Genomic DNA, 17,447 nt, shown 5'->3' with positions numbered 1-17,447 from the left:
CCGAAGCGATGTTCACGGCTCCGCATGTGTCAATGAAAAGATGGATCATCTTGCTGGCGTATGGGAATCTGCGCCGTTTCGTTCATGGCCGCGAAAAGCAGCGATCAGCAGAAACCCCGCTCCCAGGGTGATGCCAATGTCGGCTGCATTGAACGCCGGCCAGTGCCAATCACCCCAATGGAAATCGAGCCAGTCCACCACGGCCCCGTGCCGCACGCGATCAATAACATTGCCGAGCGCGCCTCCGAGAATTGCCGCATAGCCCACAGCCTCAGGTGTTGCAGTCTTCTCGCGGGCAATAAGCCAGGTGAGAAAGGCAGAAGCAGCGATGCCAAGAGCAACTAAAAAGCTGCGTTGCCATCCACCCGCCTGCGCCAAGAAGCTGAAGGCCGCACCTGGATTCAGCCAATGCCCGATGTTGAACCATGGTGTGATTTCATGGGAGCCATACAAAGGAATCCACGCGACGATGGCCGCCTTGGTCGCTATGTCGGCGGTAAGCACAGTCACGGCCAGCAGGTATACCCACAAATTAGTCCTCTTAATGGCCATGGGGCTTGATTTCCTCAGACGACCGCAGCAAGCGCATCCCATTGAAAACGACGGCCAGGCTAGCCCCCATGTCGGCCAGAATCGCCAGCCACAGACTTGCATGTCCAGTAAAAGCCAAGGCCATGAACACCGCCTTTGTCCCAAGCGCAAACACGATATTGGCCGTCAAGATGCCTGCAACGCGTTGCGATAGCCGGATGAACTCAGGAAGCTTGCGGAGGTTGTCTTGCATCAAGGCGACGTCAGCCGTTTCGATCGCTGTATCGGTACCAGCAGCGCCCATCGCAAAGCCTATGCTCGACTTGGCCAACGCTGGCGCATCGTTAACGCCATCCCCAACCATACCAACTGGCCCGCGTGCGAGTAGCCCTTCGATTGCCAACAGTTTGTCCTGCGGAAGTAGTTCGCCCTTGGCGTCGGTGATGCCCACCTGCGCAGCCACAGCTTGCGCGGTTTTCGAATTATCGCCAGTCAACATGACTGGCTCGATCCCCAGCGACTTGAGTTCGGCGATTGCTTGCCGGCTGGTGTCGCGCACCGTGTCGGCCACGGCCAGCAGGGCGAGTACTTGCTGGTCAGTTGCGAGGAGCACAACGGTCTTGGCCTCGTTCTCCAACGCATCGAGCTGAGTCTCGATCTCGAGTGTTGAAAGTCCCAGCTCTTTGATCAGCCGGTGGTTGCCGACGTAATAGACATCTCCATCGACGTTGCCTTTGACGCCTCGTCCAGGGATCGCTTCGAACTTGCCCACCTGAGCATGCGGTTGGTTGTAGCTGGCCACGATGGCAGAGGCCACAGGATGCTCCGACAGCGCATCGATGCTCGCAGCAATCCGCAGAACTTCTTCCCTCGGCTGGCCACGCAACGGTACGACATCGGTCAGAGAAGGGCGACCATGGGTCAGGGTCCCCGTCTTGTCCAAAGCCACCGATTTCAGGTGTCGCCCTTGTTCGAGGTAAAGACCGCCCTTGACAAGAATGCCCCGGCGTGCGGCCGCTGCCAGGCCGCTGACCACGGTAACCGGCGTGGAGATCACCAATGCGCAGGGGCAGGCAATGACCAGCATCACCAGCGCTTTGTAGACCCATTCGAACCAGGGCTGCCCGAAAGCGAACGGAGGAATGACCGCAACGGCGAGAGCAACCGCGAAGACCGCCGGTGTATAGATGCTGGCGAACTTGTCCACGAAGCGCTGCGTGGGTGCGCGTTGCCCCTGCGCTTCCTGCACCGATCGTGCAATACGGTCGAGAGTGGTTTCACCCTTTCGAGAGGTAACGCGGAACTCCAGCGTGCCGCGCTCGTTGATGGTACCGGCGAATACCGTGGCACCGGCGGTTTTCTCCACGGGCATGCTCTCACCGGTGATCGGCGCCTGGTTTACCGATGATTGGCCCGCGACGACTTCACCATCCAATGCGATGCGTTCGCCCGGACGCACCCGTACAATGCTGCCGAGTGGCACGGAATCCGCCTTGACTTCATGCCATTGCCCGTCCGGCTGGCGTACCAATGCGTTCTCCGGCGCCAGATCCATCAGCTTGCGGATGGCATTGCGGGCCCGATCCAGGCTCAAGGCCTCAATCATCTCAGCGATACCGAAGAGCCAGATCACCACCGCTGCCTCAGGCCACTGCCCAATCAGGGCCGCACCGATGACGGCGACCGTCATCAACAGGTTCATGTTCAGCGAGCGCGTCTTCAGCGCAATCCAGCCCTTTTTGAGGGTCTCGACCCCACCCAAGCTGATGGCCACGAGGCACGCAAGAATGATGGGCCAGGAGGCCTCGGATGCCCCCGCAAAGACCATGGCCTCTGCGCCGAGCGCTAGTACGCCGGAGACCGCCATCCGAATCCATTGCCCGCGCGAGATGCTGGTGCCGAAATCACGGGGCGCAGATGGCTCTGGGTCAGAGGTGCTTTGGAGCACTGGAGCCATGCCGAGTCGCTCAATCGCGGTCGTCACCGGAGCCAGATCGGCAAGATCGTGGCTCACGGTAAGCGTACGACCCATAAGATTGAAATTCAGTGCTTTCACCCCTGGCATACCTTCGAGCGCCTTGCGCAACAGCCCCTCCTCGGTTGGACAGTCCATTTTTTCGATGAGGTAGATGGCTTGGCCCTGCGGCGCGGTGTCGCCGCTGCGCTCGATGCTGGCCTTCATGCCGACATCGTTCAGCGCCTTGAGGATCGGCGCAGGGTCCGGCAAATGATGCAGCACATCCAGCCGTCGCCCCATCAGGTTGAAATCCAGTCGCTCAATACCGTTGATTGCACCCAGGCGCTTACGGATTGTTGCCTCTTCGGTGGGGCAATCCATATTCGGAATAAGGAAGCGTGTACCGTTGCCTGGCACTGGTGTCCGGATTGAAGACGCCACCATGCGAGGGGGGAGGGCTTCGACAGCGATTGGCATGCTACCCGCCGTCTTTTCTACCGGCTGCATACCCAGATTCACGATGGCCTGGGCAATCGGAGTGGTATCGGTGAGCGTATGGGATACCGTCAACGTGTGGGCCTTCAGGTCGAAGTCCAACTTCTGTACCCCTTCCAAAGGCTCCAGCGTTGCGCGCAACTGGCGTTCTTCGCTGGGGCAATCCATTTGCTGGATGAGATAGACAAGCTGCGAAGACCTGGGCTGCACGACCGCCTGCATGCCAATGTCGTGAAGTGCACGCAGGATTGCATTTTGGCCGGCAGGCTCATGCACTACTTCCACGTAATGAGCGGGCAAGTCAAAAACTACAGCTTGGATGCCATCAATTTGCGCTAGCCGCTTGCGGATCTGGGCTTCCTCACTAGGGCAGTCCATATTGCCTATGAAAAAACCCGTCACGAGCGGCGCAACTGTCGCTTTCGTGATTCCTGTAGCGCACCCACATGTTGAGCCGCAAGTTGCTTGCGTCATTGCATTGTTCATAGTCAGTTGTCCTTGAATTCCTGATCGCTGGTTCGCTGCACGTAGTAACGGCATCAGATGCGACAGCGCACTCTGATTGATCATCACGCCGTCACTTGACTTCGGAGCCTATCTAGCGCATCATTAAAAACCCTAAAGCAGATTGAGAGTCAAGGGAAACCCGCAACTAGTGCCAGGGAATACAGAGTGAAGATCGGTGAATTGGCCAGCGCGACAGGGGTGCAGATCCCAACAATTCGTTTCTACGAGCAGGAGGGATTGCTGCCACCTGCAGCGCGCACGGCAGGCAACTACAGGCGATATGACGAATCGCACGTCCAGCGACTAGCGTTTGTGCGAAATTGCCGCTCGTTGGATATTGGGCTGGACGATATCCGGTCTTTACTTCAATTGAAAGATAGGCAGCGTGAACCTTGCGGCGAGGTCAATGAGCTTCTGGACAAACATATCCTGCAGTTAGTCAAACGCATTGAGGAGCTGAAGGCTCTCGAGGGACAGTTGATCGCTCTTAGAGCGCAATGCTGTTCCGGGCAGGTCGTCGAGCTGTGTGGAATACTTGATGGCCTGTCGTCGGCGTTGCAAAGTCCGGTGCCAACGATGTTATGAAAAATATCGGCCGTCTACTCAGCGAACCCAAGAGTTTGACTCGAAAGAGATTTGATTTACACGCGGCGTCTGCATCGATGATGGACTTTCAGTGTATTGCGCATACTTGCACTGGTACTTCTGATTTGATCGCGCAACTTTGACAATCTGAACCTCAGTCGGTTCGATACATAGAAGCTTCACGCCCAGCCTTCGAGGGATGTGGAAGTCACTCAATTTGGATCGTGTGGAATGCACGATCGCCCAGGGAAACATGAAGATCCATTTCACATCGTTGGGGCTTCTTATGCTCAAGTTCTTTATCGCACTCATCGGCCTGTTTTGGCGAGTCCTCCTCATCGTTGGAGGCCTAGTGCTTGGCTCGCTCTGGAATGCTGCTTGGGCCTTCTTCACTTCGCCCATGACGGATGATGAGGAAAGCACCTCGATCTCCTGCGCTTACGATGCCCATACTGCATTCCAAAATGGAGAAATTGGTATGGGTGAACTTCAGTATTGGTGCGAACAAGAAGAAGACCTTTAACTAGCTGTCAACGTTTTAATCGAACGCTAGACCCCTTACCAGCTTTGTTAGAGAGGTTGTCTGCTTTGTTAATGCTGGAGTTTTCAAGCCCAAGTCGATAGCCCGCCCACGCCATCATGGAACTCCAGATGAGTGGAAGTGCAATGAACATCATTGCCAATAAAGTGTTAAGAATCATGCGCTTGTATAGTTGCGGCTGACCGGAGCTCACGCTTTGCGTAATCTCTTGCATCAATGCAGATCCGGTCAAACCTGGGTACATCGCATCGATTAAATGGGCGTCAACCCATCGGGCCACATACCACATGACGGCCCAAAACTTAACTGTGAATATTGCTAATCCACCAACCACCATCACTTTCAAATCGTAGCAACTAATCACTACGATCAATGGCAGGAACATATACAACGCCATCAGTACAAGTGCTTGGAGCATGGGAAGCATATTCAACAATGGGACCATGCCGAGTGAGGATTCAAATGCCTGTTTACCTACTCCGATGGTACTAATCCCCCCTGTGACAGTACGCCACGCGTTCGTGCCCTTGCCATAGTCGTCGCCCAGCATCTTGTCAGGACTAACAAATGTCGGGTTGGCCTTCTCAAAGGCTAGCTTTGCCATGGCATCCTTGGCCTCATCTGTCGAACTAAACGTGATAGTGTTTTGGGCGACTTGCAAGAGACTCCGCCATGTCGAGGTGTTGCTGGTGAGGCGCTCTCGCACTCCTCCTGTAGCAGCGTCAGCTTCCCACCATTGCTTGCAAGTTGGGCGCCCCCAGTCCGGGTTCATAAAGCCCTGATCCGAACCGCCACCTTGCATGTATTCGCTGTCGCGATTGAAGTCGATGCTCCAGCCAGGCACCGGGTTATATGAGCGCATCACGTCATAGAAACCGGGCTCTGTTCGGAAAAACTGGCTGCCCACCCAGTCCACATCCGTGGGGCCATAGATGCTCCCCTCTGCGAGAATGCCTCGGCCGTTTGCTGAGATCTGATTCTTGTCCATCGAGAAATACTGGCTGCGCGCAGGCACAAAGCACTCGCTGTAGAAGCGCTGCACATCGTGCAACAGAGCCGGATCTTCAATCGTGGCCATCCTGGCCAGATCTGCTACGACGCGCAGATCGCGTTCAGAGCTGGTCATGCCCGCCCGAAAAGCGCCATTGATGCCAGAGGACAGCCCCATGACGCTGTACCACCACAAGGGGACATAGGACAGGTTTCCAGATCGGGCAAAAGACCCATTCACCGCGTCGGCCATCGCTCGGTCGTAGCCCGAGTTCGTCCCACCCTGTGTCGACACGACCTGAGGCTCAGAACCATCTGCAGCTCGCTCTGGCTTGTAGCTGAGATTGATGTTGTGCAGCGAGGTGAGAGGCGTGGTGGCGAAGCACAGGGCCATAACCAGCAATGCTGTAATCAGCTTGGTCTGTATGGACTCGATGAGAGCCAGCACGCCGTTAAACCCTGCGCCTTCTTCTTTAGCGCTATGCCACGCGCTAAACGCGATGAGCGCGAAGGGCAGGGCGGCCAGGCCGGTTCCGGTCAAAATTTCGCCGAGAAGGTTGGCGAATGCCCAGCCGTAGAGCGTCGTAAAAAGTTCAAGATAGCTATCGAGCTGCATATCGATCAGGAGATAAGGCCCATGATGAATCGGGCAATATTGCCCGCGCCTATTGGCACGAGTGCCAGGTACATCGTCAGCATGCCGGCAACGCGCCAGCGCATCGCCAGCACCGCCCGCAGCTCATGCTTGGCCACGTAGCCGCGTCTGAATCCCCAGGCCACGATCGGACGCCAACTGACAATCACCCAGCAGCACAGGGCGGTCTGAGTAAGCGTCCCGAGTTGCGCGCCCTTGCGAAACCACGCTGAGACAGAGACGACCTGTGAGGGCTCCAGCTTGAGCAGCCAGGTCAATAAGGTGCCGCCAATCAAAACGATCAAGGCACCGTAGATGAGCCAGGGCAGCCAACGACGAAGCCGCCCCTTACGCTTTGGAACCGACTCAGACGCTTCCACGACTTTTTCGGTGTCGGTCATCTTGTGCTCACACGTCCGTCGACCAACGGCGCAGGATCTGCACGCGTGCCGCCTTGCACATCCATCGACGCGGCCCCGGCTTGCTGCTGGTTGCCCATAATCGACAAAGCTGTCTCGCCGGTCATTTCTTTCCGAATGCGGAACTCAAACATCATGTCGTTGATGTACTGAGTCAGGCGGTCAATCTTCGTCTGCACCTCGGATCTAACGGGAGCAGCGCCCGTGGCCTCGGGCAGGCTCATACCGGAGATCAGCGCGTTACGCGCGATCAGTGCCTTGTCGATGGTCTTGTAGACCGCAACCTCCTGGGCCAGGCGGTTAATGGCCACGGACCGCACATCGGTCGGCAGCTTGCGCACGGCGTCCATCAGCTGTGGGCTCACGGCCATGCCGGGAGCGCTGACCTTGGCCAGGTCGGCATGGCTGCTTGAAGTGCTGAAGCCCATATTGCGCATCGTGGGCAGTACCTCGTCCAGCTCGCGCTCAAACTTCGGTGCAAGGCCAGTCGCCGTCGAGGTGATGGTGGGGCTCGGGCAATCGGAGCCTTGGGTGCACATATAGATTTTCTGATCACCAAGGACCTCAGAACTCCAACGGGCTAAGTCTTCAGGTGTCTTGAAAGCCTGGACCAGTCGTGTCGATGCCAGAGAGGAGCTACCGTAGTTCGCCGTTGCCAGCGAATTGGCAGCCTTGTTGATCGTGACGTTGTAGCCAGCCACCGCCAGGTCACGGATCGGCTGAATCGGTGGCGTGCCAGCACCCCCAGCGCGGGTACCGAACACCCATGGCAGCCCCGCACGCTGGCCAGACTCGTTCTTGTTGATATCGAGCTTGGCATTCACCACGCTGCCGCCCGCGTTGGCCTTTACCTTCCAGGCATCGCCCTTTGCCAAAGCAATGTACTCCTCATACGGGTCTTGACCATTCTTAATCATCGACTCCATCTCTTCGCAGGTCTTGAGCGACGCGGACACCAATAGATCCGCCTTTTGGCTGAAGTTCTGAAAGAGTTGGTAAAGGCCAGGCTGTGCGCGCTGGAGGAAGTACAGCGGCAAGGCCGAGATGCCCGCCTGGACGGCTCCAGTGATGGTTGCACCCAGGTTCTGAATGCTGTTCATGAGATCCGACCAGGAGAGGCCAATGTCAAATTTTCCGCAGGAATAGTTTGCGCGGACGCCAGCGCCCAGCTGCATCGACAAGGCACTGCGATGGGGCGCAGCGCTGATTGGAGAGCCGCCTCCCATCCGGTAATAAAGACCTGAAGACGTAATCGTCTGTGCGGCAGCCGGTGCCACGACCGAGGGAGCCAGCACGCAGGCCAGGCTCACGGCCACGCAGATCCGCTTGAGGCGCAGAGAAGGGGAATGTGTGATTGTCATAGTGATACTGGAGTGGGAGGTCAAGGCACGGAATAGAGATAGACACCACGGCGCCGGCAACAGGTGTACTTTTGCCAAAGATTCCAGGCGTAGCCGTCATCGGAACTGGTTGCACCGTCCCCAAAGGAGGTCAGTGAGAGCGAGTCGTTTTGGCCGAACTGCTGGCACCCGGACCAAGCCTGCGGATACAACATCTGCCATTTGCGTTTCTCCCCATAGTTGAAGTAGCGATAGCCACCGGAGGGCTGGACACGCGAATAGATGTGCGGCTGAGCCTCCTTGTAGATGATCGAGGCGACCCTCTCAGCCAGCACGGCTGAGGCCTTCACGGGGTGCGACTGGATGATTTCTCCGGTGCGTGGGTAAACGTTGCCCCAGGTCTGCGTGTAGCCAGACCCGATCTCGCCTAATCCGGGCACCCAGGCCTGCGGGTAGATCATTTCCACGGGCACGATGCCGCGCCAGAAAGGCGCATCGAGCTCGCTTTGGAAGTGCAGGTTGAAATAGCTGGCTCCGCCAGGACAGAAGAGGGCACCTCCGGTGCTGCCCGAGAGTATTTCTGAGAGCTGCTGCAGACCGGCGATGCCTGCCTGAATCTGCTGCACTGTCTCGGCAATCTCCATCACCTGCTTCACGCCCTCAATGGTCTTGAGGATCGTTCCAAGGCTGGCCAGCAATGATTCCGAGCTCAACAGACCCTTGGCATCAGATGCCACAGTTTCTGCAATGCTGGCAGGCACTTGGGTCCACTGGCGCCCAATATTGGGTAGCTCCTTCGAGGGGAACTTGGCCAACTCGCTAACCGTGGGAAATGCGATGGACTTCGGCATTGTGAACATGCCGCCAGACGCGAGCATGCTGGCAAACATGCCGGCAGGATTGCCTATGGCATCCGCCCCTTTGAAGTTCGCCATGGCCGAGTTGCTGTCCAGGCCGCCGGCGGACGAGTCCAGCAGCCGTCCTGTCAGTGCAGATCCAGCCGTTGTCAACGTGGTGGCCACGACCGTGCCGATGTCGGTCCAAGGGTGGCGCAGCGGTTCGTTGTAGGTGCTGACCACCACGTCTGGCACATAGTGGGAGATCTTGATCGAGGTCCGAATCCAGCATCCGGTCCAGCCGCAGCTCAAGAAAAAGCACACGCCCTCGACGGAGTACGACACACAAGACAAGGCTGCCTTGGCCGTATTCGCGATGATGGCCGGGGTGGTGGTTCCTGCCATGGTGGTGGCCGGTGTGAGCACGGCGCACATCGAGGCCGTACTGACGGCCGCGACGAGACGGCGCAGCCTGAGATTTAGGGAAGCTCGTTTTTTCATCGGGAAGGCCTCTGCTGAGCCGCGGCGAATAGTTCGATGGCGCGGTCCACATCCGCAACTCCATAAATGACCTTGGCGCGATTGATGACGATGGCCGGGAGCCGGTCCAATCGGTACTGGACGGCCAGCGTCATGCCGGAGGCCGCATTGGTGATCTGGTCCTTGTAGCGGCGGCGGATCTCGCCCTCGTGCTGACGCATGTAGGCCATGGCGTCGGCCTCGTTCTTGGGCAGCCCTGCATTGAGCTGCTGCTCAAGCTGAGCCATGGCGTCCACGCGATAGACCTTGAGCACGTAGCCAGGCTGGCGAAATGGCGGCCGCACCACCGTGGCCGAATTGGCGAAAACTTCCACCGTCGTCACCGAAGGGCCGATGGAGCCTTGGGCCAGGACGCCATGAGAGCAAAGGCCCAGCACCAGGGCAGTGAGGGATGACCGCATCATGCGCGTGCCTCCTGCAGGCGTGCCGCCACGCGGTAGGCCGCTTCAACCTCGGTGCATCCTTGCTCTTTCATGAGGCGGTGGCGCTCGGCTTTCTCGTGGCCTTCGGTCATTGCGAGGGCAATGGGCAATGCCGGTGGCACGTTTCGGAACAGCCACTGATTGTTCGCGCTGATGAGCACACCTTCGGTGTACTTAGCCGGCTCCTTCACGGCAGACTCCATCATGTGGCGTTGCTCTGGTGTGAGCGAACGAAAGCGCGCGATCTCCTCGATCTCGTTCTTGTCCATGGTCAGCAGCATCCAGAACTCGCACATGGACAGCACGCGGGACATACTGCCTGGGAAGTCCTTCAAGTTTTGCGTGGCCAACCAGAACCAGGCATTGAGCTTTCGCCACATCTTGGTGCCCTTGGCCACCTTCGGGCCAAGCAGCTCGTTGGTGGTAATCAAGTGCCCTTCATCAGTCAGCATGATGAGGGGGCGATCCTCATGCTGAGCGGCCTCTGCGCGCGACTGCACCGAGTCCAGCAGGCTGGTGTAGGCCACAGCAAGCGCATCCTCATAGCCGTCTTTGGTCAGTGTGCCCATTTCCACGAGGGTCACATCGGCATCGGGCCAGTCCTGGCCCAAGCGGTTGAAGAGCTTGCCGCGCAGGCCTGTGGTGAAGCTCATCATCGAATGGCCCATCTCTTCGGCACGCGAGCGGCGGTGCTCCGACAGAGATGCGTCCTTGACCATGGCCGTCAGCTCCAGGGCAACGTCTTGTGTCAGAGGATGGGGCTTGCCTTCCTTGGACACGCGCACTGCGGCTCGAATAATGGCTCTGGTGACCAGATAGCGGTCGGCCCGCGTCATGCGTTTGAGCTCGGCGTCTTCACCGCCCGTAATCATCATGATGGCCGAGATGAGCATCTCGCCCAGGTAGTCGCGCTTTTCTTCGTCCGAGTCGTCGTCGGCGTCAGCAGGCTCCATCACTTCATTGACCGACTCCATCAGTCGCTCGGCACCGACGAGCTCAGCATCCTCTTCGGAGGGGATACCCGCTCCAGCGCCGAAGTATTCCTCCGCTGCCTTGAAGGACTCCATGATCTCCTTGTCCTGCAGCAGCTGGCTGCCGTACACGAATGGAGGCAGTGATACGTCTGTATCGCCGCTCAAGTTGACGCGATGCACGCTCAAGCCTTTAGTGGCCATGTCCTTGACCATCAGATCGAAGGACTTGCCTGCATCAGCAATCACCAGGCGTGGACGGTGGATGGCCATCACCAGCATGGACAGGTAATTCAACGTCGCCGACTTGCCCGCACCTGTGGGGCCGAACACCACCATATGGGCGTTCTTCTTACGGTCAATCTTGTTGAGTGGGTCGATCCACAACGGCTCGCCGCCGCGATTCCAGAACCAAAAGCCTGGGTTGGCCGTGCCGCGTGAGCGCCCATAGACCGGCAAAATGGCGGCGATCAGGCTCGCAAAAGTCAGGCGCGACCGTCGCATGCTGCGAAGGTCGAACGAGGGATCGAATGCAAATGGCAGTGCACGCAGGAAGGCGTCATGCGGCACCAAGTCCTCTCGGGATTCGATGAAGCGCATCCCGGTCGGCGTCAGCTGGGCATTGACCTCGGAAACAGCCGCATCCAGATCCGCATGGGTCTTACCGCTCAGGTACAGCCCCATGAACATCGGATACAGCTTGTCCCCGGTGGCCATGTGCTGGAGCACTTGCTCCGACTCTCTATGGGTCTCCTGCGCCACGGCGTTTTGAGCACGGGAAGCCCTTTTGATGTCTTCGACGTGGCGCTCGACCTGGTACTGCGCTGCAATCGTCACCGTCACAGACAGCATCGATCCAGGCGGCAGTCGGTCAAACCGCGCATAGGCTTCGTTCCCGATCCGGCTTTCTGCGGAGAAGTGCCCGATGCTAGGGTGAGCACGAAGGTTTTGCAGCGTGAGGAACTTCACCGGCTGGCCATCGAACTCGAAGCAGCCTTGTTCCTGGTTGCACGAGGGCTCCGAAAGGTTCAGCGACTCGGAAAAATCCCAGTCATAAATACCCTCTGGAGCCTCATCACCCGGATAGGGCGCGCCGCGGAACAGCTCGGCGCCCGTGCTGGCCCAGGGCACGCTACGGTTGAAGAATGGAAGCATCCACTCGTAGAAGTCCTTGCCGTTGGCACGCCGCGCCGTCACGCCGGCTTCGTTCAGCGTGGCAAGCAAGGTTGTGGCCACCGCCTCCATCTGCTGCTCGGCCAGGCGGCGCTCATTGACCAAGTCATCAAACTGGCGATAGATGCAGCAGCGAACACGGCGCTGCTGGCCGCGCCAGGTCTGGCCCGTCACCAAGGTGTCGGTGAACAGCCCTTGCTCTCGGGAAACCTGCGACAGGTGACTGCGGAACTCTTTCAGCACGGACTGCGTGTATTCCGAGTCGATGATGGCCTGCGCGCGATTGGCGTCCTTGTGCTGGGACAGGATGTAGTCGTGAAGGTATTGGTTCAGCCCGTCGATGTTTCGGTCATCGCTCAGGAAGAACTGGACCACCCAAGGAGAAGAGTCGACCTCGGGAATCGCCTGGATAGCCTCTTGAATCTTGCGGCAGTGCTCTTGCAGGTACTCCAGCGGCTGCGCCTCCGTAGCGACAGCCCCCAGCTCGAACAGCGCGCCCAAGGTCTTGCCGTCGCGCATCACAAAGTTGCGGTCTTTGGGTGAAAACTTGACCCAAGGCAGCAGCTCAGTGAAGGAGGGCGGACGGGCGGCCATCTGCTTGCGGTCGGCGGCTGTCATGAGCCGGCGCTTGTGCCTGCCTTTGGTGCCCCCAGACAGGCCCAGCATTTCCAGCAATCCGCTCATTGGCCAGCCTCCCGCGCAGTGCGGCCGCGTGAGAATGCGGCGCGGCCTTGTTGCAGCTCTTCGGCCACCTCACCGGGCATGGCGTACTCCGTTGACTCATACATTGGGAAAACCGTGACATAGCCAGGCACGGGGTAACGGCCCTTGGCCAGGTGGGGATAGACCACCATGACTAGATCCGGGTTGGGTACGCGTGCAAAGCGCTGTTGCATAGGCTCCAGGGCTGACCAGTAGCGCTGCGTCATTTCGTCGCCGCGCGCGATCGGGCGCGCACTCGACGCACGCTCCAGGCGGTCCCGCGCCGTCTCACGAGAGGAAGCTGCTGACTGCGGGGGCTGAAACTTGCCCCGATACACATCCACCAGGGTCGGACTGCCAGCCGTAGCCTCCTTCAGCGGAGACTCGCGCGACCCAATAGCCGTGCAACCAGCCAGTAGCGCGGGAAGCACGATGGCAAGAAGAAGGGGATTATTCGAGGCCATAGCGGGCTCCAGACAGGACATTGGGGGACTGCGTGCGGTGCACGATCTTTCTTGGGTCGGCGGGCTTGTCGATTTCGATCTGGCGGTCCAAATGCACGACCAGCTGCTGGCCAGCGGGCGTGACCACCGCGTCAAACGAGCTCTTGAGGCGCTCAGTCAGCCAGCGCACCAGCTCATCGGTGGCTCCAGAACCCATGCGGCCCAGTGCAAAACTGCCGGCATTTCCGGTGATCGAGGAGGTGGTGCCATTGCTGCTGGCCATGGTGGTGGTCTGGGCCTGCGCCAAGGCCTCGGCGGCCACGCCCAAGCCCTTGGCACCAATGATGTCGGTCAGGTAAGCCGGCGCATTGGTCACGAACTTGCCTTGAATACAGGGGTTGCCGTACAGATCACTGATGAATCCAAGGTCTGTGGAACCATTGGTAGCGATGGCTGTGACGCCGGCACCTGCCTGGGTCTGCGGCGCACGACGCGCCGAAACCGTATGGATCGCACCATCGTTGAACACGAAAGTCATGCTGCGGATCTTTCCCTCGGTGCACGACAGCGCCATATCGCCTACGGCCACGCCGGTAACGATCATCCCGGCGAGGTCTTCGGGCAACTCCCAGCCGTTGGCGGCCAAGTTGTCGCGCCCGACCATGGCTTTGAATTGCATGGGGTCCGTCACACGGCCATTGACCGGCACACGGCCGATCAAACTGGTCATCGCGGTGACGCCCGCCAGCGTGGAGTTCTCCGGCAGCGTGAAATAAGCCACGGGTTGCGGCTTCGTGGCCGCCTGAGAGGCCTGAGCAGCTTGTGCGGCCTGGGCTGCGCTGACCGCACTGGGCATGGATTGCGTGCCGTCCGGGGCTACCCGCACGTAGCGCGTAACCATCTTCCCTTGATGCTGAGTTGTCTCGGTCGTGTAGCCCATGGGCGGAACCACTTTGTAGGCAGTGCTGCCACCGGACAAGCCTAGATCCTGGGAGCCACCAACGGGACGATGACCTCCGCCGGCGCCATTCGAGCCAAGCCCCGTAACAGAGTCGATGGCGTCGCCAATGGGCTTAAAGACATCGACTGGGGCTGGATCTGTGTCATTGCTGGTACCACCGACCGCACCAGCCGGCGAGGCACCTGCAGGTGCACCTTTCTCCAAGCGTTCCAGGCGCTTGCTGAAATCCTGGTTAGCACGGAGCACTTCCTGAATATCTGCTCGCAGATCCTTGTTGGCCGCGACCACCGTGGCCAGCGTCTCGCTGGGGGTGTCCTCATCTGCGCCTGCCGTTTTGGGCAGGGGCGCAGCTGCCATGGGCGCTGCGGTCGGTGCATTGTTCTGGCGCATGACGATGACCGAGCCGACGATGACGAAGGCCACGATGACCAGAACCGGGGTGAGTTTGTTGCTTTTCACTGCCATGGGTGCCTCACAGACAAGACTCGAAAGTGCGATCGCACACCAGGTAGACCGCCGTGGTGTCGGTGTCTGTACCGGCAGCACCGATCCGGCCATGCTGGGCCGTGGCCGAGAGCCAGCGCCCGCGCAAGCTCTCCAAGGGCAGCTCCAGGGCAAAGCGCGAGCGGTTGGTGACGCGCACCGCAGTCACATACAGGTTTCCCGACTTCCACTGGCCTACGGGCGCAGCGTCCACGGCAGCGCCACGGAACAGTGTCGGCACGGGCTCGGTTCCTACGCCAACCTGGCTCACACCTGGCGTGCCACCAGCCAAGCGTCGAGGTGCGTAGAGCTGGCGGGCAGCATGTCGAGTGAGCTGCACCATGTCCGCAGCAACGCTCTCTTGCTGTTGAGACTGGCCACCAGACAATGCAGCTCCACCAATGGGGTTCGGCACGGTCGCGGGCTCGATCACAGAAACCTGCAGCTCGCCTTTAGCGGACTGCGTGGACACGACCTTGCCCTTGGAGTCTTTGGCGTCTGGAGCGGCTACCGCAATCAGATCCATCGGAATCTGCTGGCCGCTATCCACCAGCTCGGCAATGATTCGGATCGCCGTGAATGGCACGAGCGCAGTCACATAGATCGTGCCGGCGATCGTCTCGATACGCGCCACGCTATCCATGTCACTGGGCATGCGCAGCAACGCATCGGCTGGCAGGGTCACAAGGCGCTCCTGGCCGACCGTCAGATTCACCCGGACTGGCTCACGCGCAAACACAGCACGCTCGGCGGGGCCAGAAGTCAAAGGAGCCGGGCCAACGCGGCGAAGAGACGCTTCGGCAGCTGCGCGCCTGGCGGAACCTACGGCTGTATTCGCCAGCGGTGCGGGCACGCTAACGCCTGCCACCATGCGCCCGCCAGCTGGGGCGCGTCCGGCATTGGCTCCTGCAGCTGGTGTTGCAGCTGCTGCACCCGTTTGGCCCAGGTCAATAGGCTCATTGAACTCGGGCGTCTCGGTACTGCCCGCCAGCGATTCGACCTGCTGAGCAGCGACGCTGCCATGCAGAAGCTGCAGGGCGACCAGGAGGCAGATCGAAAGAGAACGACGTTGGATCATGTGGATCAATCGACAGAGGTGTCACGAGGCAGGCTCGAAGGGGCAATAGTTCCGGGCAGACGCGGTGCTTTCAGGTCCGCTTGAACCGGCGCCCCAGGCTTGAGCTCCGCAGGATTGAGGCGCGCGGGCTGGCTACTGCCGAAGCAATCCAAGCCCAGACGCCATGGGTTGCGCTCACGGTCCACATCGAAGCGCACCACGCGCAGCGGGTACCGAATGAATACGTCCTTGACCGGCTGGCCTGCGAAGGTCTCCTGAACCTGCATGTCCAGCAGCACCGTCCAGGCATCCGAGCCTTCACGGATCACGCGGTTTTCGCTGTACGGGAATCCGGGGATCTCGCTGATCTGGCGAGTACGGCGGCGCAACTCGCCTTTGGCATGACGCTGCTGCATATCGGTTTGCAGTTGCGCCTGGCAACGAGGCGTCAAATAGAACTGCATCGCATAAATCTGCTTGCCATAGTCTTGAGAACCATCGCTTTGCCAGCGATTAATCTGCTGCCAGATGTAGTACGCAAAACCGTAGGCATTTGTAGACGGCACTGGCGACTGCCCATCAATCACCCGTATCGTGTCACCCGCCTTAATATCGGGTGCGACGTGCAAGTCGATATTTTTAGGAACGCGCGACGCGAACCACATCCCAGCCACACCGAAAAACACGACTGCAAAAATAATGTTTGTCAGTTTTTTGGTATGGCTGCGCTCCGACGCCAAAGCGTCCAGATAATCACCGCTGCTCATTATTTATCTTCCGATGATTTAGATTTGGCCTGGATGGAATTCATGCGATAGCTGCAACCCAACTGCATCCGGCCGTCATGGACCAGGAATTTAGGCTTTGCCAATTTATGTGACACAAGATAAAAATGCATCGAATGGAGATAGAAGCCTTCAGGCCGATTTCTCTTGACTTCTTGCAGATAGAGTGATGTATACCAGAGGACTGCGAAAGGTACGATAACGCACAAAATTGGAAGAGCGACCCAAAACCCGGTAATAAGAGCTATCGTCCCACCAATAAAAGCGCTCACAGCGAACGACACGCCCCCAATATACCCAGCTTCGCTCGTCGCCATACCATTGATAATCGGCGGCTCAGAATTCACGCGATCTGTCAAGGGCGCCATGACAGGCACCTTCCCTTGGAGGCGAGAGTCATTCGCTGCCATGTTAGGACAGCGCTTGGGCCGCGTAGTTGACCATCAAGATCACAAAACTAATAATAATCACGCTCACGATTACAAACTCCTTAAGGTCGCCCAATTGAATCTTGCCAGCGGTGTAGTCACGGTAGCGCTGCAAAGAGGCAGTTACAACGAATAGAAACGCGATAGCGGCCAGAACCAATCCCAGAATGGTCATTCCGAGCTTAAAATACGCTCCCATTTGCCCGAGAACATCACCCTCTTGTGTAGTCCCACCGCCGATACTTCCACCTGCAGGAGGTTGAATTGTTGGAAGAGCGCTAAAAGCAGGGCAGGTTGCGAGCAGCACAACCGGAGCCAGTGCAATAGAGGCGATTCCAGAATTAATTTTCTTCAAATGTTTTTTCATGATTTCTCCGGTTGATTAATTTCTTTGATTTACAAAATTATTGATCCGAGCACACCGACCACTAATAGAACGGTGATGGCAATTCCAATACATGCACGCATGGCTTCCGGTGCATTCAGCTCTCCGTCTCCATAAGCCTTCAATACCAGCGTGCCGAGCCATGCGCCAATAGAAAAAACCATCGCAAAAACCACGACAAAAAGCAGGTACTTCAAGCTTTGAGGATTGAATCCGGCACCTTGCATAAATGCAGTCGCCATTTCTGATTGCATGGTTTGCT

17 protein-coding genes are annotated in these 17,447 nt (G+C 58.5%); 2 read left to right on the top strand and 15 right to left on the bottom strand.

All coding sequences use genetic code 11. The annotated features are described in order from the left end of the window. Nucleotides 1–45 precede the first annotated feature (45 nt). The gene (lspA, locus tag AAIL67_RS21590; RefSeq protein WP_003062512.1) at nucleotides 46–552 is read right to left on the bottom strand and encodes a signal peptidase II; all 507 of its coding nucleotides are present in this window, start codon (nucleotides 550–552) and stop codon (nucleotides 46–48) included. Beyond that, on the bottom strand, nucleotides 542–3,469 hold the full coding sequence (locus AAIL67_RS21585) for a heavy metal translocating P-type ATPase (protein WP_343484875.1): 2,928 nt from the start codon (nucleotides 3,467–3,469) through the stop codon (nucleotides 542–544). Before AAIL67_RS21585 ends, lspA begins: the two co-directional genes overlap by 11 nt. Before the next feature lie 186 nt (nucleotides 3,470–3,655). On the opposite strand from AAIL67_RS21585, the gene cadR reads away from it, so the two are divergent. Then, nucleotides 3,656–4,075, top strand: a complete 420-nt coding sequence (gene cadR / locus AAIL67_RS21580; protein ID WP_003079129.1) for a Cd(II)/Pb(II)-responsive transcriptional regulator — start codon at nucleotides 3,656–3,658, stop codon at nucleotides 4,073–4,075. Nucleotides 4,076–4,328: 253 nt separating this feature from the next. Further along, entirely contained in the window at nucleotides 4,329–4,598 is a 270-nt protein-coding gene (locus AAIL67_RS21575; protein WP_224648078.1) for a hypothetical protein, read from the top strand. 7 nt (nucleotides 4,599–4,605) lie between these two features. On the opposite strand, the gene AAIL67_RS21570 is transcribed toward AAIL67_RS21575, so the two are convergent. The 13 genes from AAIL67_RS21570 to AAIL67_RS21510 form a co-directional block, all read right to left on the bottom strand. Then, on the bottom strand, nucleotides 4,606–6,222 hold the full coding sequence (locus AAIL67_RS21570; protein ID WP_003055179.1) for a conjugal transfer protein TraG N-terminal domain-containing protein: 1,617 nt from the start codon (nucleotides 6,220–6,222) through the stop codon (nucleotides 4,606–4,608). A 5-nt stretch (nucleotides 6,223–6,227) separates the two neighbouring features. Then, nucleotides 6,228–6,641 (bottom strand): hypothetical protein, encoded by a 414-nt coding sequence (locus AAIL67_RS21565; RefSeq protein ID WP_003055181.1) that lies wholly within the window; start codon nucleotides 6,639–6,641, stop codon nucleotides 6,228–6,230. Continuing rightward, nucleotides 6,638–8,020: an integrating conjugative element protein gene (locus tag AAIL67_RS21560; RefSeq protein ID WP_003055183.1), complete on the bottom strand. Its 1,383-nt coding sequence runs from the start codon at nucleotides 8,018–8,020 to the stop codon at nucleotides 6,638–6,640. The genes AAIL67_RS21565 and AAIL67_RS21560 overlap by 4 nt, the downstream gene beginning before the upstream one ends. Before the next feature lie 20 nt (nucleotides 8,021–8,040). Further along, nucleotides 8,041–9,270 carry a TraU family protein gene (locus tag AAIL67_RS21555; RefSeq protein WP_003062520.1) on the bottom strand — a complete coding sequence of 410 codons (1,230 nt, stop codon included), beginning with the start codon at nucleotides 9,268–9,270 and terminating at the stop codon, nucleotides 8,041–8,043. Between the two features lie 62 nt (nucleotides 9,271–9,332). Further along, nucleotides 9,333–9,779, bottom strand: coding sequence for a TIGR03757 family integrating conjugative element protein (locus AAIL67_RS21550; protein WP_003055187.1), 447 nt, complete (start codon nucleotides 9,777–9,779; stop codon nucleotides 9,333–9,335). Next, entirely contained in the window at nucleotides 9,776–12,625 is a 2,850-nt protein-coding gene (locus AAIL67_RS21545; protein ID WP_003055189.1) for a conjugative transfer ATPase, read from the bottom strand. The genes AAIL67_RS21550 and AAIL67_RS21545 overlap by 4 nt, the downstream gene beginning before the upstream one ends. After that, nucleotides 12,622–13,107, bottom strand: a complete 486-nt coding sequence (locus AAIL67_RS21540; RefSeq protein WP_003055191.1) for a TIGR03751 family conjugal transfer lipoprotein — start codon at nucleotides 13,105–13,107, stop codon at nucleotides 12,622–12,624. The genes AAIL67_RS21545 and AAIL67_RS21540 overlap by 4 nt, the downstream gene beginning before the upstream one ends. Next, on the bottom strand, nucleotides 13,094–14,512 hold the full coding sequence (locus tag AAIL67_RS21535; RefSeq protein ID WP_343484866.1) for a TIGR03752 family integrating conjugative element protein: 1,419 nt from the start codon (nucleotides 14,510–14,512) through the stop codon (nucleotides 13,094–13,096). Before AAIL67_RS21535 ends, AAIL67_RS21540 begins: the two co-directional genes overlap by 14 nt. A 7-nt stretch (nucleotides 14,513–14,519) precedes the next feature. After that, entirely contained in the window at nucleotides 14,520–15,608 is a 1,089-nt protein-coding gene (locus tag AAIL67_RS21530) for a TIGR03749 family integrating conjugative element protein (RefSeq protein WP_059441474.1), read from the bottom strand. A 5-nt stretch (nucleotides 15,609–15,613) separates the two neighbouring features. Then, a complete protein-coding gene (locus AAIL67_RS21525) occupies nucleotides 15,614–16,354 on the bottom strand; it encodes a PFL_4703 family integrating conjugative element protein (RefSeq protein WP_019042349.1) in 741 nt (246 codons plus the stop codon). After that, the gene (locus AAIL67_RS21520; protein ID WP_343484865.1) at nucleotides 16,354–16,740 is read right to left on the bottom strand and encodes a TIGR03750 family conjugal transfer protein; all 387 of its coding nucleotides are present in this window, start codon (nucleotides 16,738–16,740) and stop codon (nucleotides 16,354–16,356) included. Before AAIL67_RS21520 ends, AAIL67_RS21525 begins: the two co-directional genes overlap by 1 nt. Nucleotides 16,741–16,783: 43 nt before the next feature. After that, nucleotides 16,784–17,167: a TIGR03745 family integrating conjugative element membrane protein gene (locus tag AAIL67_RS21515; RefSeq protein ID WP_302090723.1), complete on the bottom strand. Its 384-nt coding sequence runs from the start codon at nucleotides 17,165–17,167 to the stop codon at nucleotides 16,784–16,786. Nucleotides 17,168–17,196: 29 nt separating this feature from the next. Next, a complete protein-coding gene (locus AAIL67_RS21510) occupies nucleotides 17,197–17,439 on the bottom strand; it encodes a DUF3262 family protein (RefSeq protein WP_029158356.1) in 243 nt (80 codons plus the stop codon). Nucleotides 17,440–17,447: the final 8 nt, after the last annotated feature.

It is taken from the genome of Comamonas sp. A7-5 (assembly GCF_039581385.1).
GTDB classification, from domain to species: Bacteria; Pseudomonadota; Gammaproteobacteria; order Burkholderiales; family Burkholderiaceae_C; genus Comamonas; species Comamonas thiooxydans.
The sequence above is the reverse complement of the archived record's forward strand: the minus strand, read 5'-3'. Positions and strand labels throughout refer to the sequence as shown.